The following is a 21,518-nucleotide window of genomic DNA, read 5'->3' as shown; positions in this document are numbered from 1 at the left end:
GTACGTATGGCGTTACGGATATCGCTGCTTAACATAACAGAAAAGAAAAGCTCTCCGATAGGAGAGCTTTTTATTATGTAGAAGTTTGTGAATAATAACTTAGTATTGATGATGCATCATTGGAGTCAGTCAAGCCGTCGTTGTTTATATCCGCTGCGGCTGCCTGCTCGGAATTAAGTGAACTGCTGTTGCCAACGGAAGTGTCAGCATAATGCTTTAATACAAGCGAAGCATCAACAGCGTCTATTTTATTATCGCCGTTTACGTCTCCGCGGTATCTGCCGTTTTCAAGCTTTGGTAAGGTAAGTCCCGAAATGTTAAATACTATCCTGACAGTATTTTTAAAGTCGAAGCCCTTAGAATCAGTATATTTCAGATCGCATAATGATGTGATAACGCAGTAATCTGTAGGCTGATGAGTCTTCCAGCCATTAACAGGCTTGCCTGCAAGCTCACCCTCGTATTTTATTCCGTCAAGCCAGACTTCTTCTATGGTCAGCTTTACATTACCTTTTCCGCCAAGATAAAACGGGGTAAGAGGATCTATATATAAGGACACTGAAGTACGATCCAGTTCACTTGCATAATCTTTTGCATCAAATGTCACATCATATGTTCCGTCACTGTTTATAAAGCAGCCTTTTATTGATGATTGTAAGGTCGGAAAATAAAGAGATGCTCTTGCTATTGCGAGATCGGACTTTTCCGATACAGCGGCTTTGTCCTCGGCATATGCGCTGAAATTAGCTGTAAAAAGCGATGAACAGATCATTCCTGCTGCCAATATCTTTGTAATTAGTTTTTTCATATAAAAACCTCCTTGATTAATGAATAAAGTTTATAAGTGGTTCTGCTGATTACATTATATATGTATAATGTCAATGCTTTAATTGAATTTTTGTGCGAATGTACAAAATGTTTGCTTCTTTCATTATGCATATCATATACAGAATGTGCTTAGATATATACACCGTCTTGTTTGCCGTAAGCAAAAAATGACAAACGAATTATTATATCTATCTGCCTTAAAAATTGTCAAATCCAACAAATAATATTACGGATATATTACATAAAAAGAGCGAAAAACTGACAGAAATAAACACATATCAGATGATCGCTCTTTCTACTTTATGGCTATATTTCGCCATTCTGGTATACGCCTGACTGGGATCGAACCAGCGCACATGGCGTCGGAGGCCAATGCTCTATCCACTGAGCTACAGGCGCGTAAATAGTAAATGTACTTTATTATTATATCAAAAACTCTTGAAATTTGCAAGCATTTATGCTATAATTATAAAAAATAAATTAGGAGGGAACGTTTTGGGGGACTATATTTATCTTATAGTTGCGCAGACTGGTACGCGACCCGCACGATTCTTCAAATTTTTTACAAAAAAGCCTTACAATCATGTTTCTATGTCCGGTGATGTAGATCTTACCGAAATGTATAGCTTCTGCCGTACATACAGACCGTTTCCGCTGCCTGCGACATTCAATAAGGAAGTCGTAGGAAAGGGCACTCTCGGACAGTTTCATAACATTCCTTGTGAAATATACCGCATAAAGGTCTCTCACGCTCAGAAAGAAGCCTTTAATATACTCATCAATCACTTTGAGGAACATCGTAAGGTATATTCCTACAATCTGCTCGGACTTCTTGCTGTTTACTTCAATATCGAATGGAAACGCGAAAGAAGCTTCGTCTGTTCGCAGTTTGTTGCTTACACAATGGATAAAATAGGAATTCCGCTTGAAAAAGCCTTCTGTCTTTACAAGCCTGATGATTTCAGGACTTTTCCCGGAGCTGATCTTATTTATACAGGGGAACTCAATGCATTCTATGAGACTATGCAGTCAAAGCTTTATACATAAAGAAATGATATATGCCGCAGCCCTTAATTCGTCGGGTGAGGCAAGATAAGCTGCACAATAGCTGCTGCTGTCAGGGGATATAACTGAAAGACTGAATTCTCTGTGATGATCCAGTATCTCCACAGAGGCTTTATCTTCGTTTACGGTTATTCCCACAGGTATCATCTTTTTCTCGTTCATTTGATTATGGGAATTAGCATAAGAATTTAAGAACATCCACGAACCGCCGCTCAGAAGCAGGTAAAGAAATACTGCTGTGAGGGTGGTCTTTTTTTTATGTTTTCGCATTTTATCACCTTTTCATAGAATTGAGAAGCTGCCCCAATGAATGTCCGAACAGCTGTCCTGCATACTGTGACTGCTGAAGCGTGTTTCCGTGTGAACCTACTTCAATGAGCAGACTTCCGTTGGTAAGATCCTGATTATAGTGTCTGTAGTCAAAAAGTATGGGACGGGTAAGTCCTGCATAGTCTGATTCAAGCTTTTGCTGCAAGGTGCAGGCAAAGTGGAAATTCTCCATATAATTGGGCATACCCAGCGTGCCGTCATCGCAGCCCGAGATTATCATTATCTGTGAAGCTTCTTTGCCGTCTATCTCTGCAAAGGGCTGGTATGCCACTCCCTCGGCGGATATTGCGTCCCTGTGTATATCGAGGACTACCTTTATGCTGGGGTACTTTTCAAGTATGGGCATTATCGTCTCGCGGCTGCGCCCGTAAGAGCCGTTATATGACGGATAATCGTGAATGGTTTTCGCGTGGATAACTCCTATCCCTTGCGCTTCAAGTTCAGCCTGTATGGCATCGCCGACCATTACAACATTTTTAGTGTTATCGGTAGTACGATAGTTGAAGGAGCTGTCATAGTGCTCTCGGACATGGGGCTCAAAGCTTTCTGTCGTATGAGTATGGTAAATGAGTACAAGCGGCTCGTCTGTATCCGTAACGGTAAAATTCGGCAGATAGCTGCTTTCTCTCATCAGTGTTTCGTTGGGGATATCAGTCTTATTATTGACCTGTCCGCCGTTTTCAAGGTCAAAAAAAGCATTGCCGCTGTATCTGTCATAGGTAAGGCGAACAATATCGCCGTCAGTATTCCACGAAGTCGGATAAGGTTTTTCACCTGCATTGTCGGCTTTCATGTCAAGGGGATCGGGAAGCCTGCAAAGATCTGTATCTTTTGCGCTTTCGTCCTCGACACCGTAGCCCTCCGAGAGTATCATACTGCCCGAAAGGAGTTCGTCCTGCTTCTTGATCTTGCTTATGCTTTCGGAAGTTACCTCAATATGCTTTGCAGATGAATTTACAGTTTCATCAATGGTATAAGCACTTGTATCGGAAAGACCTGCCATGAGCTTTGATACTCCGTTAACTCCCGAAGCTATGACAACAGGAAGTATAACTGCTGTTATACACTTGATCGTTCCTTTGATTTTTCTGCGTTTATGGCGTGTCATATACTCACCTCACAATTAATTCCTCTGAAATAAGTATATTCTCAATGCCATGAGTATATGATATGAGCAGCTCCTTATTCACCGTCATTTTTCAGTATTTTCCGTCATAAGATATTGAGAGGTGATGACGATGTACAAATGCTTCGGACTAAAGAGAGCAAGCCGCAGCGCAATTTTGTTCCTGATATTTATTGCGGTATGCTGTGCCGTATTTTTTTCTCTGCGATCAACTTTTTCAACTGCCGCAGAAACTGCTGTGGAAAAGCCTGTTCCGCTGCCTGTAATAATGTATCACAGCGTTTGCGAAAAGCCTCCTGCAGATTATATAGTATCTCCGTTACAGCTTGAAAGCGATCTTATATGGCTGAAAGAGCACGGCTACGAAAGCGTCAGCGCACAGCAGCTCATAGACTATACCAACAATACGGGCGGACTTCCGCAAAAGCCTGTGCTTATAACATTTGATGACGGCTTTTACAATAATCTGTCCTTAGCACTGCCTCTGCTTGAAAAATATGATATGTGCGCTGTTGTATCTATTGTTGGCAGATACACAGATGATTATGCACCTGCTGATCCTCATGCAGATGCTTATTCTTACCTCACATGGGAAGATATATCCCGGCTCATCGCTTCAAAACGCATAGAGATAGGCAGTCATACTTACGATATGCACTCCCGTGACAGTCACAGACAGGGCTGCGCAATAAAAGCAGGGGAGACTACAGAAGAATACGCATTTATGCTCAGTACAGATATAGGTCTGCTCAATACCGAGCTCCATGACAACTGCGGTATTTCACCTGTTGTATTTGCCTATCCTTTCGGTGCGCTCTGCCGCGAAAGTCTCCCCGTACTTCGTGATAACGGCATAAAAGTCTCTCTTACCTGCCGTGAGGGAATGAACTATATAACACGTTCTCCCGATTGCCTTTACGGTATCTTCCGCAATAACCGCAGCGGACTTGTCTCGACAGAAGAGTATATGTATGAGCTTACAAAAAAATCCCCCGAATCTTAAAGACTCGGGGATCGTTTATCACAGACCTTGTAAGGCTTTCATTCGTGCTTTATCTTCATACATCATAGCATCGATCTCTTTAATAAGCTCGTCGAGGTCCATGCCTTTTTTGTATTCACCGCAGCCCATTGCGATGCTGTAGCCTCTGCTGTGTACGGCTTCCTTTATTTTCTGCATCATGATCTCGGTATCAGAACGTGAAGCTGACGGGAATAATATCTCGAATTCATCTCCGCCCATTCTGTAAAATCTGCATCTTGAAGGAATTATTTCAAATGTACTTTCGGAAACAGCAAGAATAGCTTTGTCACCCTCATCGTGACCAAGGTTATCATTTATCTGTTTAAGACCGTTCAGATCCATAGAGATAACGAACATCTGATGTTTTCTCATAGTCATGATATCTCTGTAAAAACAGTGTCTGTTCAGTGCGCTTGTCATTGCATCTCGTGTAAGAGTCTGAGTTGTAAAGAAAAGATAATAGAATATACAGCTCAGAGTAGCCATTCCGCTTATGAGATATTTGAAGTGGAGGTATGTGTTGAGGCAGGTCGCTGATAAAATAGCGATACTGAGAACTGTAAGGAAAATACTCTCCAGCCTCAGACCAAGCCTGAATTTGATAAATGAAGCCGAAAGAAGTACACAAAGGTATATCATGCTGAAAATAAACGGTATAGCGGCAAAAGTTTTCAAGGAAGAATTGCCCATTTCATCAAAGCTGAATACGCAGTCGTTGAAAATACTGATTATGCAGACTATGCAGTTTATACCTGCCAATATCAACAGAGTTATCCTTATTTTCTTTGAGATAACGCCTGAGATATAAATGAATGGCAGTATTATCGGACCGCTTACCGAGTAGCTGACAGCACTGTTTATTTTCAGAAGCGTCAGGCACTCTCCCGTCCCTTGAAAAGTGTATGCAATTATATTGCATATAAGCATTACCAAAGATATAGCAGTGCCTATTAAAAACAGATTTTTGATCTTATTGCTTACAGTGGAATTAAATGTTAAAAACAGAAATAGTGAAATATTTGCAACGATTATAAGGTAAGACATCTGGACAATTTCTCTGATCATATGCTCACCCTCCTGTTAAATAGATGTTATAATTATTATAACATAACTTTTAAATAAAATCAAGAGTTTTCACAAAAATTCGACAAATATTTTATTAAAAGTGTACACACAGTACAAAAATATTCATATTTCCTTTTCTATTACGGATAAAGCCCATTCTGTATCGATAAGATACTCGTCATTGACAGCAAGTGGGACCTTGAAAGACTCAGCGACCTGATCGTAGGACTTTTTATCAACGTCTGTTCTGCCCCACTCATTGTTGTCGAATTTAACTGCGAAGCTGTGTGAGCCGTCCTCTTCCTTGTTGAAGTATATTTCCATAACACTGAGGTCGGGGAAGTTCTTCTGTAATTCGGCGATAGCGAATACTTTCATTATCTCAAGGATACGGTCATCAAGACCTTCATCGAGGATCATGAGCTTTTCGCGGAGCTGATTGATATCGGATACGACTCTTTTTGTATATTCTTCGTTGAAATCGTAACCGCTTTCGTTATTTTCGTTGATAGTCTTCATATACTCCACAGCAGATGAGGGATTGCCGGGGATATAGCAAAGCAGGTACTTCTCCTTAACCTGATGATAAAGAGTAGGGTAGAAGATAAGTGACTTGTTATCGCAGTGAGGGCAGCGCCATGCAAAAACTTCGCCGCTTCTTATCATATCCTTTATCTGAGGATCGGTCTTTGTGTCCATAGTTTCCCATACGAGCATTTCCGACTCATGGCTGCACTTTGGACATTTTATCTTTTCCATATGACTTTTAGACATAGAAATTCCTCTTTTCTTTGATTATCATAAAATAATGCTTTTTACAATTATAGTATAGCATATCAGAACTGTTTTTTCAAGTGGCGGCAGTTACGCCACGAAAGTGTTTACATATCGTACTTTTCAAGCAGGTCGTATATACCGTCTTGTGAGAGGACTCCGCGTTTAAGCTCCTTAGGCAGAAGTCCTGCTTCATCGGAAGAGAAATCGCGCTTCCACGCGTCACTGACGTAATAATCCCTGAGTTTCTTTAGCATTTCGTGCAGTTCAGGGGATACATTGTCCATATCCTGAGCTTTCTGCATTATATCCTCATAGTATTTTACGCGCTTTATCTGTTCCTGTACAGCTTCGGAGGATACGGGGAGTACCTTTTCAAAGCGGAACATATCAGCCATTTTTCCGTCCTTATCATCAGGATCGCAGTGGTGCTCGCTGAAATATTCAACAATGTGGAAACCGCAGCGGTTAACGTAAAAATGTATATTTCTTTTCTCGAAATAGGGAGTGATAGTCTCCCAGACAGTGACCTCGGGGTGCATATCCTCTATCTCGCACCATGCTGCATAACCGATGCCCTTGCTGTGGACAGCAGGGGAAACGAACAGCAGTTCAAGTTCTCCGTGGTCGTATTCGGTCTTAATGACTGCTCCGCCTACGTTTTTGCCGTTCTGTACTATGCGATAGGCAGTGCCTTCGTTTATGGACTGCTCTATGGTGCTTCGTGAGATTATCTCGTCCTCTTCTTCAAAGTGGTCGTCACGCAGCCCGAATTCTTCAAGAGCACCGTAACGGAAAGCTTCCTGATTGTCCTTGATAAACTGCTCTCTGTCAGGCTCTTCCAGTGGGAGAAGGTGTATTTCTGTCATAATTTACCTCTTTATAAAGTGAGCTTGTTATGGATTTTGACGCTTGGATAATTTTTTCTCTATACGTCTTTGTTCCTTTACTGAATGGTCCAAAGTTTGTGAATATACATCTTTCATTATTTCGTCGATCTGTTCATCACTGAGTTTTAAATGTTTGAGAGTTTGTTTTACGATATCTTGTGGAGTTTTATTTTTTATCAGAGAAAAGCACTGAGCATAAGCAATGCTTTTCATTTCTTTAAGCAGCTTTTCATTTACTTTATCCCGTGTTGAAACGGTTTGAGCTTTTTCTGCTTTTTTTGTTTCCTTAGGAAACATCAGCCACAGCTTTTCCATATTTTTCAAGGTTTTGCTGTATTTCTTGTTGATGTCTATAAGCTCTTTTTTGTGATTGAGCATTTCGTTTATATTATCAATATGCAATACCTTAATCTGAAGATTTTTTTCATATCGTTCTTTTATTTCCTGGATGAAAGGCGTACAGAATTCACAGGGAGCAAACTTGGTGAAAAGCACCAGACACAAGTTGGCAGCAGTTTCAGAATGAAGTTCATCACTGTGTTCATCTATGAGTTTCGCAATTATTTTTCGTTCCGAGCAAGTTTGATGAGTTCTTTGCCATGAACCCAATTCATCGGGGTACATAGGTTCATTATCAGGTCCTGCTATAGCCAGCGGAACTTTTTCATGCAGTTCATCAAATGTATATTGACAATAAACGTAAGGCAGTTCCTTTGAACTTTTTTCAAACTCTTTTCCAAGCTTATCGCAAAGCGGACTTTCATCACTGAACGCAAGATAGAGATGTAAAGGTTTTTCTCCCTTTAACAGCAATCCTAAGCATACATTTCTATCGGTTTTCTGATATTTCTTTTTCAGTTCAGCTATATCGTTTTCATTAGCATTATCTATCCAGTCCAAGATGTAATTTGTGGTTTTTACTATCCTTATATCGTCTAAATGCTTTACAATTTTGTAAATTTGTGAAGCAGCTACAGTTAATACTACAGCTGCTGCACAAAAAACAAGAGCTTTAGGATCAAACAGCTTGGGTGTGTCGATAATAAAAGAAGGAAGTTTATCTTTAAATAGAATGATAAAACTTGCAATTACTATAATGGGCATTAAAAATAAAATTGACAGTGGATCTTTATTTTTCATTGTGTTAAACCAACCTGTATGTAGTATTTTGCCTCAGCAAATGTGAGTGCGGAATATGCTCATCATTCAAGTATCTGTATAACATCATTAGCCACAAGCCAGTTCAAAAACTCAAAACGTGCCTGATCCTTACATTCTGGCTTTATCATGTAGTACATATAGTGCTCGAGGAGATTGAGTGTTTCGAGAGTACGTCCCTCCAGCTTGAACTGCTCAAATCCCATTGGGATATACTTTCCCCATATCTCATCGGGGGAGATGTGATTTTTCAGCTTTACAATGTCGAAAAGCGAACGCTGCGAGCATGGGCAGTCCGCAAACTTCTGTATCTCAGGGTGTTCTGCCACAAGCTTTTTTGTATCGAAGGGAGCATTAGGGTATTTTCTGACATGATTTGAGTAGGCTATCTGCTGTAAGCCGATAGCTTTGTAATGCTCCGAACGCATGGGACAGTTAGGGTTGCAGCAGGCATTTACCAGCAGCTCGCACTTCTTTTTGTCGGGTATCTTCTCAAGTGTCTCAAAATCGTGATTGACGTCATAGTCGATAACGACGATGTGGTAGTCCTTTTCGACTTCGCTGCACAGCTGTTCAGCGTCGGTGATACGCTTGCAGGTGGAGCTTGTTATCTTGTAGTTGGGGTAGTTCTTGCGGATATAGTCTTCCAGCAGCGGCGACATTACGATAACTTCGTTAAGTCCGTTGTCGGCAAGATGCATGACCATATTGCAGAAATCATCGTTAAGATGCTTCTTTTCAAGCATAGGGTTTGTGAAAGTAAAGCGGAGAGGTATACCTCTTCCGTTGAATGTCTTTATTACAGTGTTTATGAAATTCTTATTACAGACACCGCCCTGTGTACGTCCGCCGTTCCAGATAGAAGGAGGGAATACACCGTAAACGGAAGCTATCTCTACTCCCTCACGAAAATACTCGGGACGCTTTTCGAGAAGCTCCGCAAATACAACATTGAATTTAAAATGTCCTGCAAAATCGGGCAGATGAAAACGTGCTCTCATATCAGGTCATATCCTTTCTTATAAATTATGTTATTATACAGTTTGGTTATGATACACTGTATGAATAATATAAATTCATACACTTTATTGTTATATATCCCAAGGCATCAATAATGAAGCCCACGTATCCATGCAAACTGTTCCATAATCATGTCCATCGTCACGAAACAGCCGTCCGTCGGAGCTAATATGCAAAGGTATATGTGTGATATCAATCCAGCCGACTTCCAACATCGTAATATTTTCCCGTACCATTCGGAGATTGAGTGGATTTAAATATGACATTCCAATTTCGTCAAATGTTTTGGCTGTTCGCAGCAGCGAACAATGATGATTTTTTGAGTTAATACGATTCCAAAAGAACGGATCGGAAAAGAATTTGAACGGATCTCCTGCATTGTCTATACCTTCGATATCACCAAATTCTTCAAGAAACGCAATTTGTTCACAAGAAAGCGGTGTGCCAGCGGTTAAGTAGTACTCTATGATATTATGTATATCATTTTTTCGTCCTTGAAACAATACTGCTTGTTGCAAAATGGAAACCAGTTTTTCAGCATCGTAAACCATTGCTATATTACCTTTCGTGACATCAATACTACGCACTCAACGTGACCTGTTCGCGGAAAGAGGTCAACGCCGCAGATTTTTTCCACATTATAGCCTTTTTCGCTGAGGAGCTTTGTGTCTCTTGCGGCAGTTGCAGGATTGCAGGATATCATGACTATCTTCTTCGGAGCAGCTTCTGCGATAACGTCTATAGTTTCAGCCGAGCAGCCCTTTCGCGGCGGATCGACTACTATGATATCGGGAGCACAGCCCTTTTTGCGGAGCTTTCCGAATACCTCGCCTGCATCTCCGCAGTAGAAATCCGCAGTATTTATATTGTTGCGCTGTGCGTTTCTCTTGGCGTTTTCAACAGCCTGAGGGATTATCTCCACGCCCACTATCTTCTTTGCCTGCTTAGCCATTGAAAGACCTATAGTGCCTGCACCGCAGTAAAGGTCGGCAATTACCTCGTCGCCCTTTGGTGAAGCATATTCCAGAGCCTTTCCGTAGAGCCTTTCAGCCTGCACGGTATTGACCTGATAGAATGAAAGGGGAGATATCTCAACGGTATTTCCGCACATTACATCAGAGATAGTGTCATTTCCCCACAGAGTAACGCACTTGTCACCGAGAATGACATTGGTCTTTCTGTCGTTGATATTCATAATGATACTTTTTATGCCGCTGAATTTCTCAGATAGCTGACGGCAGAGCGCGGAAAGCTGACGGGAGATGTCCTTTCTCACCACGATACAGACCATTATTTCGCCAGAATGTGCGCCTCGGCGTATATAGATATGTCTGACTATGCCTGTATTTGAAGCTTCATCGTAAGCGGATATCTTCTTCTCGTTTATGTAAGCTATAACAGTGTCGAGGATATCACGGAACATTTTCGGCTGCAAAGCGCAGTCCGTAACAGGTACGAGACGGTGGCTCCTCGGAGCGAAAAAGCCGCATACAGCCTTTCCGTCGATATTTGCAACAGGGTACTGAGCCTTGTTGCGGTAGTGCTCGGTGTCCTCGGCACCGAGGAATGTATCGAATTCGGGAGAAAGTCCGCCTATGCGTTCAAAAGCGTCGCGGACTATGCCGTTTTTCGTGCGGCACTCAGCCTCGTATGAGATATGTCTCAGCAGACAGCCTCCGCACTTTTTATAAACAGGGCAGGTGTTCTCGATACGGTCAGCCGAGGGGGTTATTATCTTCTCCACTATGCCATAAGCATAGCTTTTAAGCACCTTTACAATCTTTATCTCGCATACATCGCCTACAGCGGTCTCGGGTACGAATACAGCCATTCCGTCGACGCGGCATACACCGCTGCCCTCGGAAGTAAGTGCAGTTATTTCGGCTGTACAGACTTGATTTTTCTCAGGCATTCCGTCACCTCCTCTTTTTTATCCATGAGCTTGTCGAAGCTCCTGATGTATTCGTAAGGGAACTTGTAATTATGGATACGCTCAATCTTTCCGTCAGGGTAGACAAGCTTTGTGGAAGCCGCACAGCCTGCACCGAGAATGGTCTGAGTTTCGTCCATAATAAAGATATTGTAATAGCTTTCAAAGCCTTTTTTAGCGTAGCCTACGTTTTCAAGGTTGTCCACGGTATTCTTCTGGCGGTACATATAGTAAGGCAGATAGCCGTGAGACATAAGAGCAGGTATGCTGTAGTCAACCATTTCAGCCGCAGGATTTTTGATATTTGCACTGCCGCTCTCGAAGAGATTTGCTGAACGTTTTATAGTCAGGGTATGTACCGTAATGCTTTCGGGGTCAAGCTCTATCATGCGGTCAAGAGTATGGCGGAAGCTGTCGGCGGACTCCGTAGGCAGTCCTGCAATAAGGTCGGTATTTATGTTTTTGAAGCCCACTTTCCTTGCAAGCTCAAAGGCTTTTACTGCGTCATCGCCAGAGTGCTGTCTGCCGATGACTTTCAGCACCTCATCGTTGAGAGTCTGAGGATTTACGGAGATTCGTTCTGCACCAAGCTCCTTGATGACATGGAGCTTTTCCTCGGTTATAGTGTCGGGTCTGCCTGCTTCAACGCTGTATTCACGTACCTTGTCAAGGTCGAAGTTTTTTTCCACAGTCTCCATGATAGCGCGGAGCTCCTGTGCCGAAACAGATGTAGGAGTTCCGCCGCCGAAGTATATAGTATCTATTTTTGTATCGGTGTCCTTAACTATTTTGCCGATTATTTCAAGCTCGCGGCAGAGTGCGGAAATATACTCGGGCATGAGCTTTACAGCTGAGTCCATGGAGTGAGACACGAATGAGCAGTAGCTGCATCTTGTAGGACAGAAGGGGATAGACACATACAGGCTCACAGCCGAGCTGTCTATCCTGTCAAGTATGGGGAGCTGATTTACAGCCGTATCATAGGCAAGCTGCAATTTCTTGTCCGTGACTTCATACTTGTCCCTGAGCCTTGCGAATATCTCATCTTTGGGAAGCTCCCGACGCATGAGTTCAATGACCTTTTTTACAGGTCTGATGCCTGTCATAAGTCCCCACGGTGGAGCAATGCCAGTTTTTTCGGAGAGAATATGATAGATAAGGCGGCATATCTCGTGCTCCTTGTCCTGAGTATCGTCAACAGTAATACTTCTCTTTACGGGAGCTTCTCCGCGGAGCTTTACCTCTGCGGAAAGGGTATCACCGCTGACCTCAGCGACCACATATGCATCGCCCGAAGCCTCGCTGCGGTCACTTCCGAAGGAATAACGGGCAGTATTGAAGAAGAGCTTCAATGTGGCTTCTATCTCGTATTTAAAAGAATTGCCGATCAAGACGATCGGCATTTTTGAATTATCAGTCGTCATTTTTTCCTCTGAATTGTCCCAGATATGGGTTGGATTCACGTTCATAGTCAAGGGTGGTGGACTCGTTGTGTCCCGGGTATACCTTGTAATCGCCGTTAAGGTGGTATATCTTGTTCAGCGAATACATCATAGCGGAAGCACTGCTTCCCGGGAAGTCAGTTCTGCCCACTGAGCAGCAGAAAAGGGTATCGCCCGAGAACATTACATCGTTGCAGATATAGCACACGCTGCCCTGAGAATGTCCGGGGGTATGGAGCACACGGAATTCACATTCTCCGTCATTGATATAACAGTCGCCATATACGCAGGTCCAGTCGGTAACGGGGGTAAATGTCATGAATGACATATCCGCAGCAAGTGAATGAGCCGTACTTTCAAGCATATGTGCGTCAAGCTCATGGATATATACCTCAGCTCCCGTAGCTTTGCGTACCTCCTCAACGCCGCCGATGTGGTCGAAATGACCGTGGGTGAGGAGTATCTTTGTAAGGCGGAGCTTTCTCATTTTGAGGAATTCCAGGAAAAGTCTGCTGTCGCCGCCGATATCAACGGCAACGCAGCGACCCGGTGAGGTCTCGACTATATAGCAGTTAGCGCGGAGAGGTCCGAGCTGTAAATGATGTATCTTCATGTTCATTACTCCTTAAATAGCGGCTCTTTCTACGGAAATAACGCCCTTTATCTTTCTGAGCTTCTCGAAAAGGTTCTTGAGCTGTTCCGTGCTGGAAATAACGATAGTGCCCTCGAAAAGAGCATTTCCGTTTTTGAGGACTCTCGATGCCGAATGTACGATAGGTACTCTTGCTTCGAGGAGGATAGCGGAAATATCGTAAACAAGTCCCACTCTGTCCGTAGCAGTTACCTCAAAGCTTGTCTGGAGCTGAGTATCGCTGTTGTCAGTCCATTGTATATCAACCCAGCGGTCAAGCTCCTCGGGATTGTTCCTTGCCAGAGCAGCCTTGTAGTTGGTACAGCTTGTTGTGTGTACCGATACGCCGTAGCCTCGTGTGATAAAGCCGATGATATCATCTCCGGGGAGAGGATTGCAGCACTGTGCAAACTTTATGAGCATATCGTCTATCTGGTCGAGAACTATACTGCTGCGTCCGTTGGGCTTTGGCTTGATGAGCGGTACTACAGACGGTTCATCGCTTTCATGCTGCTTTTCGTACTTGTCTTTAAGGCGCGGCATTATCTTTGAGAGAAGTATACCGCCGTAGCCTATGGAAGCGTAGAAATCTTCGAGAGTATCGCAGTTGTGGCGTTTGAAGTCGTCCTGTAAGAACTCGGTGTACTGTTCTTCGGTAAGGTTTATCCTGTGACGCTTGAATTCACGTTCAAGCTGAGTCTTACCCTCGATGATATTCTCCTCACGGCGTTCCTTCTTGAACCATGAGCGTATCTTCGAGCGTGCTTCGTTGGTCTGGACGATGCTGAGCCATGCACGGTTAGGACCTTTATCGGGATCTTTACTTGTGATTATCTCGCATATCTGACCTGTCTGGAGCTTATAATCCAGCGGCACTATCCTTCCGTCCACCTTTGCACCTGTGGTCTTGTGACCTATCTCGGTGTGGATACGGTAAGCAAAGTCGATGACAGTGGAATTTATAGGCAGGCTCACGGACATACCCTTTGGAGTCATAACGACTATATCCTCGGGATCAAGGTCGGTCTTGATTATGCGGACTATCTCCTCAACGTCATCTGAGGTCTGCTGAGCTTCGATTACCTGACGAACCCATGCAAGACGCTGTTCCATTTTGTCCTTGCCCTGTATGCCCTCTTTGTACTTCCAGTGTGCAGCGATACCGTATTCGGCTGTTTCGTGCATATCCCATGTACGTATCTGTACCTCAAATGGGATACCCTCCTTGCCGAGAACAGTGGTGTGGAGAGACTGGTACATATTGTTCTTTGGTGTGGAGATATAGTCCTTGAAGCGGTTAGGCAGGGGCTTGAACATATCGTGGATAAGTCCGAGAACGTTATAGCACTCTGCAATAGTGGTAACGATGATACGTACAGCGTATTTATCGTATATCTCGTCTATGTTCTTATGATTGATGAATATTTTGCGGTAGATGCTGTATATGCTCTTTACTCGTCCGTCTATCTGAGGGGGCTGTGAAAAATCCTCTGACTTGAAACGCTGCGCGATACGGCTCTTGATTATCTCGATGAAGGCTTCACGCTCTTCCTTTTTGTTTTCCAGGATATTCTCGATCTCCGAGTAAGCATATGGGTCAAGAAAATGGAAAGCCAGATCCTGAAGCTCCTCCTTCATGGCTCTGATACCGAGCCTGTGAGCGATAGGAGCATAGATATTCATAGTTTCAAGAGCAGTATTTCGCTGTTTTTCAAGTGGACGGTATTTCAGTGTACGCATATTGTGGAGACGATCACTGAGCTTGATTATCATTACTCTGATATCCTGAGACATGGCAAGGAGTATCTTGCGGATATTCTCAGCCTGCTGTTCCTCCTTTGTGGAGGTGGGGATCTTGCTCAGTTTTGTTACGCCGTCAACGAGAAGCGCAACGTCCTGACCGAAGCGTTTTTTCAGATCGTCAAGAGTAGCGTCTGTGTCCTCAACTACATCGTGCAGAAGTGCAGCGCATATGGTATCCGTGTCCATGCCAAGTTCCAGCAGGGTATAGGCTACAGCCAGAGGGTGAGTGATATAGGGCTGACCCGATGAACGCTTCTGCCCCTCATGAGCCTTTGCAGCGAACTCATATGCCGAGATTATCTTGCTCAGATCATACTGCTTGTCGTCAGTGAGTATCTTCTGTATGATCTTTTCGATGGTGAAATCGTCTTTGAAATCGGGGATATCCTTGAGAAAGTCCTCGGGATTATTCGGAATAGCCGATTCGGGTATGGGTATCTCTCTTTCGTGATGTATGAGATTTGATACATTCATGTCATCTGTCATATCTATTCTCCTTTATCAGTGGCTTTTTGCCAGCTTGCTCCTGAGTGAAACAAGCACGGCAGCCGAGTCCAGATCGGCTTTCTGTGAGACTTTTACTCTTTTTATCTTTTTATCTGAACATGAGACCGTGACCAGTCCCAGCTGTCTGAGTGCTTCTGCGGCTATGCAGAACTTACAGTAATTGATATTTCTGTCATTTAGCCTTATGTACAGCGTATCGGAGCATATTCCCTCATTGGGGATAGCTTTGTATATCTTTACAACGTCATCTCGTGACGGATACATACTTGGGTAGTAGTTCTGCGGAAGCTCCTCACCTCGCAGGAAAGCTTCAAAGGCGGAACTTGCCGCGAAGTACTTGTTCTGCTCGAACATATGAGGACGTATATCGCATACGACAATGCTTACCGAGGTCTTTCCGCGGAATTCGTTTATACCGAGATTGACTATCATGTCGCAGATATCGCCCTTTGCCAGACCTGTTTCACTTGGCGATTTCCTGAATATGAGCGCGTCAGCCTGAGTGAAACCCAGCTTTATATGCAGCTTTGTGTGAGCACCGTCGGAAAGGGGCGTGATATCAGTTATCTCGGCTTTTTCAATGTAGAAAAGAGGTTTTTCGTTGTCAGTGCCGAAGGGTTCGAGAACACTGAGTCCCTGTACGTTTTCAACGGTAAGCTCCGCAGGTGTAAGCGGGATATCGGCTTTCAGCTCTGCCAAAGGCATGACCTTATGGTTTTCAAGAGCATATTTTTCAAGGAGCTGTCCGAACTCATCAGCCTTGCCGCTTTTTATAGTGAAGCCGCCTGCGCCCGGGTGTCCGCCAAACTTTTCAAGCACATCTGAGCAGGCAGTAAGTGCGCCGAATACCGAGAATTCACCGAATGAACGGGCTGAACCGCGTATCTCTCCCTCAGTGTCGGAAGCAATGAAGCAGGGTTTCCCGAACTTCTCAACTATCCTCGAAGCAACGATACCGATAACGCCGTGATGCCAGTCCTTACCGCAGAGGAAGATGACTCTTCCGCGGATAAGCTTCGGTTCTTTGTCTATCATGGCTTCTATTTCGGAAATAATTGAGTTTTCAGCGTCCTTTCGCATATTATTGAGCCTGTCCAGTTCACGGGCGGCTGTCAGGGCTTCATCGCAGTCTTCGCAGAGGAACAGCTCTGCCGCTGTTTTGGGCGAGCCGAAGCGTCCTGCGGCATTTATCCTCGGAGCTAAACCAAAGCCGATGACCTGAGAGTCCACAGGCTTGTCCGTAAGTCCGCAAACCTCTTTAAGAGCTATTATGGACGGACGGTCGGAGTTGCTCAAAAGCTCCATACCGTATGATACAAGGAAGCGGTTTTCGCCTGTAAGGCTTACTATATCGGCAACTGTAGCAATTGCGGCAAGGTCGCCGAACTGTTCAAGTGCCATAGTGTAGTCGCCGCCGTCAAGGGCAGCAACGAGTTTAAGTGCTATGCCTGCACCGCACATATATTTGAAAGGCGAGAAGCAGTCATGCCTGTGAGGGTCAGCTACAGCCTCCGCTCGGGGGAGCTGTTCACCCTGCTGGTGGTGGTCGGTAACTACCAGCTTCATACCCCTGGAGTATATATATTCAGCTTCGGAAATTGCGGAAATACCGTTATCCACAGTGACGATAAGTGAAGCACCTTCCTCAGCTATGCTGTCTATAGCTTTCATGTTTAGTCCGTAGCCTTCGGAGCGTTCGGGGATATAGTAGAAAACATCAGCTCCTGCTTCTGAAAGGTAGGAATAGAGTATGACTGTAGCCATTATGCCGTCACAGTCGTAATCCCCGTAGATGCAGATGCGTTCATCATTGTCAATGGCTGCATTTATGGTATCTGCGGCTTTCTGCATATCTTTTATGAGGAATGGATCTGAAAGCTCGGAAACATTGAGGGCTTCCATAACAGACTCAGGTGATGAATAACCTTTTGAGGCTATAGCAGCGGCTGCAAGAGAGCTTACACCGCAGCTCAGCATAAGTGAAGATACAGTTTTTCTGTCGGGCATACCGACTGTCCATTTTTTCATACAACTACTCCCGAAAAGCATAATATACACAACAAATAATTATAACATAAAAATATGAAAATATCAACAGCCGCAGCGAAAAAAATGAGCCCTTAGCAATTAGCCCTTAGCCTGTAGGGACCGCCGCCCCTACAATTATGAATTGATACTGCTCTAAACTTGCTAAAGGCTAAGGGCTAAAGGCTCAGCACGTCATGAGATGCTTTCGAGCTTTACGCGGAGCTTCTTGATTATTTTCTTTTCGAGCCTTGATATATATGATTGTGAGATGCCGATGCAGTCCGCAACTTCTTTTTGTGTCTTTTCCTTGCCGTCAATGAGTCCGAACCGCATTTCCATTATCTCGCGCTCACGCTTGCCAAGCTCGGATACTGCACTTCTCAGTATATCGCGTTCTGCCTCTGTTTCAATGCCCTTGCTCACGATGTCGTCGTCAGTTCCGAGAATATCCGACAGGAGCAGTTCATTGCCGTCGTAGTCTATATTCAGCGGTTCATCTATAGACAGGTCGTTGCGGTACTGTGATGACTTCCTCAGAAACATGAGTATCTCGTTTTCGATACACCGCGAAGCATAGGTGGCAAGCTTTATATTCTTCGTCGGACAGAAGGTGTTCACAGCCTTGATAAGTCCGATAGTGCCTATGGAAACCAGATCTTCTATGCCTATTCCCGTAGACTCGAACTTTTTCGCTATGTATACCACAAGACGGAGATTATGCTCGATAAGACAGTTTCTGGCACTTGTATCATGGAGAATGAGCCGTGAAAAGACTTCTTCCTCCTCCTGCCTTGTAAGAGGCGGCGGAAGTGTGTCCGAGCCGTTGACGTAAAAGACCTCGCCTTGCAGGTGCTTTTGCAGGAATGCTCTGATTTTTTTGATGATGTTCATATTTTCTCCTTCTTTCCTATATTTTCAGCAGCTTTGGGTTGAACACGGCTTTCCCACCGCAATCACCGAAGCCGATAACAGCGTCTACAGGCTTCTTTTCGCCGCTTGTACAGCTTATGATAACTTCATCGGGACGAAATACAGGTATGAGTCCGTTTCCCGAAACAGCCGTGCAGGGGAGCAGTCTGAACCCGCGTGGTAGATGAGATATATCAAGCTCACAGCCTGTCAGCTCCGTGAAATAGTCGGCTGCGCATATGATAACGGGCGAACCGCTGAAAAAGTCCACAAGACCGTTGCCTGTGTCCGCAAGACCGTTTACAGCAATGACTTTGCTCCTGCTGCGTATAAACACTCGGTAGCTCCCTTCGGGAGTCCTGTCCAGCCATATTCTCAGAAGCCTTACAGCTCCGTAAAGAGCAGCTGTAGTAAGTATAAGTATGAGCAGGGAAAAGTCTATGTAAAAGCAGGCATTGTTGAAGTGCATGAACTCAGGCTTGAAAAGGGAATAAACCGCATAGACCGTGCCTGCAAGTACGAAATTTGCGGCAAAGAAAGCCAATGTATTGATAATGAGCCGCTTTTTGCCGTGAATACCGAATGAAATTGCAACTATACTTACAGCCGCAGCAGTTTTTATAATAAGAGCTGTTATGTTTCCCAGCTCGGGGAGCAGAATGATGAGCGAGAAGAAGCTCCCGTATAACGACGCTGCAATACATCTGCTTGTTTTCAGCGGTGAATGGGTAATACCTGAGGTAATACGGAGCAGGAAGTAATTCACATAGATATTCAGTACAATAAGCACATCAACGTAAATGGTCTGCATGGTACACCTCCTGACTTGCTGTCCTGTATTATCATTATAATGCAGCGAGTCCGAGAAATATGTCAAATCTGAGCCTTTAGCCGTTAGCAAGTTGAGAGCAGTATCAATTCATAATTCATAATTGTAGGGGCGAGTGACCGTCGCCCATCAATAACCCAAAATTGCTGTAAGCGAAGTACGATTAAGTACTTTGTTAAGAGTGAGCGAACTTGCAAGCGGCAACGGGGTTAGGGTGCAGCGTCACGCTGCAAAAGAAAAAGCTGCGGCTTCAAAACTGAAACCGCAGCTCTGCTGCATATTAAAGGAACGGGAGAACGATAGCTCCGATTATCATAAGTACTGCAATAGCGAGGACTGCAATACGCATCCACGTTTTTTTCTCGGGAGTATGTTTGCTGCTCATTTATATCACCTCTCAGTGTCTTTTTTTCATGCGTTTTTTACGATTTGGTATATAATCCGTGTATATCTCTGACTTCTTCTTACCGCCGTAAGCGGCTTTTTTACGGTCAAAGTGGGGCTTGTCATCCGGACGGCGGCTGCTTCTGCGAGCGAGGTTCTCTCCGCCCTTATAGAGCTTGACTTCCACCTTGTTTCCGTTTATCTTGATAGAGTCCGTACTCTCGATGATGTATTCCGACTCGGCTTCGGGAACTTCAACGGTGGTATGATCGTTGAATATATCTATCTTGCCGAAATCCTTTCCTGTCATACCCGTAGCGTCAACAAGAGCGCCCAGTATGAAATTAGGAGCTATCCTGCGGTTGCGTCCGATATTTATGACAATCTTTACAGTCTTTGCACCGCTGTTTCTGCCTTTTCTGAGAGGCTTTGCCTTTTCAAAGTCAGGGAGCGACTCAGTCTCAGCCCTGAGCATCTGAGCGATAACTCTTGCGGCAGCCTCACGGTAGTCGATACCTGTTGATGCAAGTCTGTCGAGAATATCATAAGCATCGTGACCTGCTGCGGCTTCGGTGATCTCCTTTACTACGGCTTCTTTCTTCATGGCTATGATATCAGACTTGTCGGGAAGGGGCATTTCACGTATCTCGGCGTGAGTGTACTTTTCAATGGCGCGAAGGTCAAAGAGCTGCCTTCTTCCGCTTATGAGAGTATAAGCAGTACCAGTTCTGCCTGCTCTGCCTGTTCTGCCGATACGGTGGATATAGTATTCGTTGTCCTGCGGCAGGTCGTAGTTGAACACTGCATCGACTCCGCTTACATCTATACCTCTTGCGGCAACATCTGTAGCTACAAGTATCTCCGTGGACTTGTTCTTGAAGCTGTTCATTACCTGAGTGCGCTGTATCTGCTTCATATCGCCGTGGAGACCTGCTGCGCGGAAGCCGTGCTTTACGAGCTCCTCAGTGAGCTGATCCACCATAGCCTTTGTGTTGCAGAACACCATAGCCGATGAGGGCTTATAAGCAGCAAGGAGTAGTCTCAGCGCATCGGTCTTTCTGCCCATAGCAACTTCAAAGTAGAACTGCTCGATGAGCTCCACTGTTTTCTGTGCTGACTTTATTTTTATATGTACAGGATCGGTCTGATACTTTTCGGTGATAGCCATTATCTCCTTTGGCATAGTTGCGGAGAAGAGAACGGTTTGTCTGTTCTCGGGCATATCGGCGAGTATAGTCTCGATGTCATCACGGAAGCCCATATTCAGCATCTCGTCAGCCTCGTCGAGGATAACTGTCCTTATATTGTCAAGCTTGAGAGTTCTTCTGCGGATATGGTCCATGACTCTTCCGGGAGTACCTATTATTATATTAGCACCGCGCTTCAGCTCGTGTATCTGCTTTTCCATACTTGCGCCGCCGTACACAGCCGAGGACTTCACACCCTCCTTGTACTTGGCGAATTTGCGTATCTCCTCATTAGCCTGCATGGCAAGTTCACGGGTAGGGCAGAGTATAAGCACAACAGCGGACTTTCTGTCAGCTTCGGTAATGCTCTCAACGGCAGGTATGCCGAAAGCAGCAGTCTTACCCGTACCTGTGTTGGAACGTCCCACAACGTCCCTTCCTTCAAGGAGCAGAGGGATACTTTCCTGCTGTATCTCCGTCATCTCCGTATATCCCAGCTCGTCAACAGCACGAAGAAGCTCCTGTGATAAATTCAGTTCATTAAAATGCATATTTATCCTTTCTTATCTCCATTTATTCCAATACAAA

At 44.4% G+C, this 21,518-nt stretch carries 19 protein-coding genes and 1 tRNA gene; 2 read left to right on the top strand and 18 right to left on the bottom strand.

Annotated elements, in window-relative coordinates; genetic code table 11:
• Positions 1 to 73: 73 nt before the first annotated feature.
• Together BLW60_RS16655 and BLW60_RS01535 are read right to left on the bottom strand one after the other, a co-directional pair.
• On the bottom strand, positions 74 to 808 hold the full coding sequence (locus BLW60_RS16655) for a dockerin type I domain-containing protein (RefSeq protein WP_242872805.1): 735 nt from the start codon (positions 806 to 808) through the stop codon (positions 74 to 76).
• 347 nt (positions 809 to 1,155) lie between these two features.
• Positions 1,156 to 1,227, bottom strand: a tRNA-Arg gene (locus BLW60_RS01535).
• Positions 1,228 to 1,419: 192 nt separating this feature from the next.
• On the opposite strand from BLW60_RS01535, the gene BLW60_RS01530 reads away from it, so the two are divergent.
• Entirely contained in the window at positions 1,420 to 1,875 is a 456-nt protein-coding gene (locus BLW60_RS01530; RefSeq protein WP_242872804.1) for a hypothetical protein, read from the top strand.
• Here BLW60_RS01530 and BLW60_RS01525 read toward each other — a convergent pair.
• Positions 1,858 to 2,163: a hypothetical protein gene (locus BLW60_RS01525; protein ID WP_074714141.1), complete on the bottom strand. Its 306-nt coding sequence runs from the start codon at positions 2,161 to 2,163 to the stop codon at positions 1,858 to 1,860. The genes BLW60_RS01530 and BLW60_RS01525 overlap by 18 nt on opposite strands.
• Before the next feature lie 4 nt (positions 2,164 to 2,167).
• Positions 2,168 to 3,331, bottom strand: coding sequence for a stage II sporulation protein P (gene spoIIP / locus BLW60_RS01520; RefSeq protein WP_074714140.1), 1,164 nt, complete (start codon positions 3,329 to 3,331; stop codon positions 2,168 to 2,170).
• A 130-nt stretch (positions 3,332 to 3,461) separates the two neighbouring features.
• Here spoIIP and BLW60_RS01515 point away from each other — a divergent pair, with 130 nt between their 5' ends.
• Positions 3,462 to 4,352: a polysaccharide deacetylase family protein gene (locus BLW60_RS01515; RefSeq protein ID WP_074714139.1), complete on the top strand. Its 891-nt coding sequence runs from the start codon at positions 3,462 to 3,464 to the stop codon at positions 4,350 to 4,352.
• A gap of 18 nt (positions 4,353 to 4,370) precedes the next feature.
• Here BLW60_RS01515 and BLW60_RS01510 read toward each other — a convergent pair whose 3' ends face one another.
• The 14 genes from BLW60_RS01510 to BLW60_RS01440 form a co-directional block, all read right to left on the bottom strand.
• A complete protein-coding gene (locus BLW60_RS01510; RefSeq protein ID WP_074714138.1) occupies positions 4,371 to 5,438 on the bottom strand; it encodes a GGDEF domain-containing protein in 1,068 nt (355 codons plus the stop codon).
• Positions 5,439 to 5,561: 123 nt separating this feature from the next.
• Entirely contained in the window at positions 5,562 to 6,212 is a 651-nt protein-coding gene (locus BLW60_RS01505) for a CpXC domain-containing protein (protein ID WP_074714137.1), read from the bottom strand.
• A gap of 107 nt (positions 6,213 to 6,319) precedes the next feature.
• Positions 6,320 to 7,081 carry a GNAT family N-acetyltransferase gene (locus BLW60_RS17090; protein WP_139283350.1) on the bottom strand — a complete coding sequence of 254 codons (762 nt, stop codon included), beginning with the start codon at positions 7,079 to 7,081 and terminating at the stop codon, positions 6,320 to 6,322.
• Between the two features lie 27 nt (positions 7,082 to 7,108).
• Positions 7,109 to 8,242 carry a hypothetical protein gene (locus tag BLW60_RS01490; protein WP_074714136.1) on the bottom strand — a complete coding sequence of 378 codons (1,134 nt, stop codon included), beginning with the start codon at positions 8,240 to 8,242 and terminating at the stop codon, positions 7,109 to 7,111.
• A 62-nt stretch (positions 8,243 to 8,304) separates the two neighbouring features.
• Complete coding sequence (locus BLW60_RS01485) at positions 8,305 to 9,261, bottom strand: hypothetical protein (protein WP_074714135.1); 957 nt, start codon at positions 9,259 to 9,261, stop codon at positions 8,305 to 8,307.
• Between the two features lie 90 nt (positions 9,262 to 9,351).
• On the bottom strand, positions 9,352 to 9,831 hold the full coding sequence (locus BLW60_RS01480) for a hypothetical protein (RefSeq protein ID WP_074714134.1): 480 nt from the start codon (positions 9,829 to 9,831) through the stop codon (positions 9,352 to 9,354).
• A 2-nt stretch (positions 9,832 to 9,833) separates the two neighbouring features.
• Positions 9,834 to 11,192: a 23S rRNA (uracil(1939)-C(5))-methyltransferase RlmD gene (gene rlmD / locus BLW60_RS01475; RefSeq protein ID WP_074714133.1), complete on the bottom strand. Its 1,359-nt coding sequence runs from the start codon at positions 11,190 to 11,192 to the stop codon at positions 9,834 to 9,836.
• Positions 11,156 to 12,634 carry a coproporphyrinogen dehydrogenase HemZ gene (hemZ, locus tag BLW60_RS01470; RefSeq protein ID WP_081348071.1) on the bottom strand — a complete coding sequence of 493 codons (1,479 nt, stop codon included), beginning with the start codon at positions 12,632 to 12,634 and terminating at the stop codon, positions 11,156 to 11,158. Before hemZ ends, rlmD begins: the two co-directional genes overlap by 37 nt.
• Complete coding sequence (locus tag BLW60_RS01465; protein ID WP_081348070.1) at positions 12,624 to 13,265, bottom strand: MBL fold metallo-hydrolase; 642 nt, start codon at positions 13,263 to 13,265, stop codon at positions 12,624 to 12,626. Before BLW60_RS01465 ends, hemZ begins: the two co-directional genes overlap by 11 nt.
• Positions 13,266 to 13,277: 12 nt before the next feature.
• Positions 13,278 to 15,572, bottom strand: coding sequence for a RelA/SpoT family protein (locus BLW60_RS01460; RefSeq protein ID WP_139283349.1), 2,295 nt, complete (start codon positions 15,570 to 15,572; stop codon positions 13,278 to 13,280).
• Between the two features lie 15 nt (positions 15,573 to 15,587).
• Positions 15,588 to 17,621 (bottom strand): single-stranded-DNA-specific exonuclease RecJ, encoded by a 2,034-nt coding sequence (gene recJ, locus BLW60_RS01455; RefSeq protein ID WP_074714131.1) that lies wholly within the window; start codon positions 17,619 to 17,621, stop codon positions 15,588 to 15,590.
• 192 nt (positions 17,622 to 17,813) lie between these two features.
• Entirely contained in the window at positions 17,814 to 18,512 is a 699-nt protein-coding gene (sigE, locus tag BLW60_RS01450) for an RNA polymerase sporulation sigma factor SigE (RefSeq protein ID WP_074714130.1), read from the bottom strand.
• 16 nt (positions 18,513 to 18,528) lie between these two features.
• Positions 18,529 to 19,341, bottom strand: a complete 813-nt coding sequence (locus BLW60_RS01445; RefSeq protein WP_074714129.1) for a sigma-E processing peptidase SpoIIGA — start codon at positions 19,339 to 19,341, stop codon at positions 18,529 to 18,531.
• A gap of 415 nt (positions 19,342 to 19,756) precedes the next feature.
• The gene (locus tag BLW60_RS01440; RefSeq protein WP_074714128.1) at positions 19,757 to 21,481 is read right to left on the bottom strand and encodes a DEAD/DEAH box helicase; all 1,725 of its coding nucleotides are present in this window, start codon (positions 21,479 to 21,481) and stop codon (positions 19,757 to 19,759) included.
• Positions 21,482 to 21,518: the final 37 nt, after the last annotated feature.

Origin of the sequence: Ruminococcus flavefaciens (assembly GCF_900108555.1) — a bacterium.
GTDB classification, from domain to species: Bacteria; Bacillota; Clostridia; order Oscillospirales; family Ruminococcaceae; genus Ruminococcus; species Ruminococcus flavefaciens_P.
Note: the sequence above shows the minus strand (reverse complement) of the source record. Positions and strands in the feature narration are given on the sequence as shown.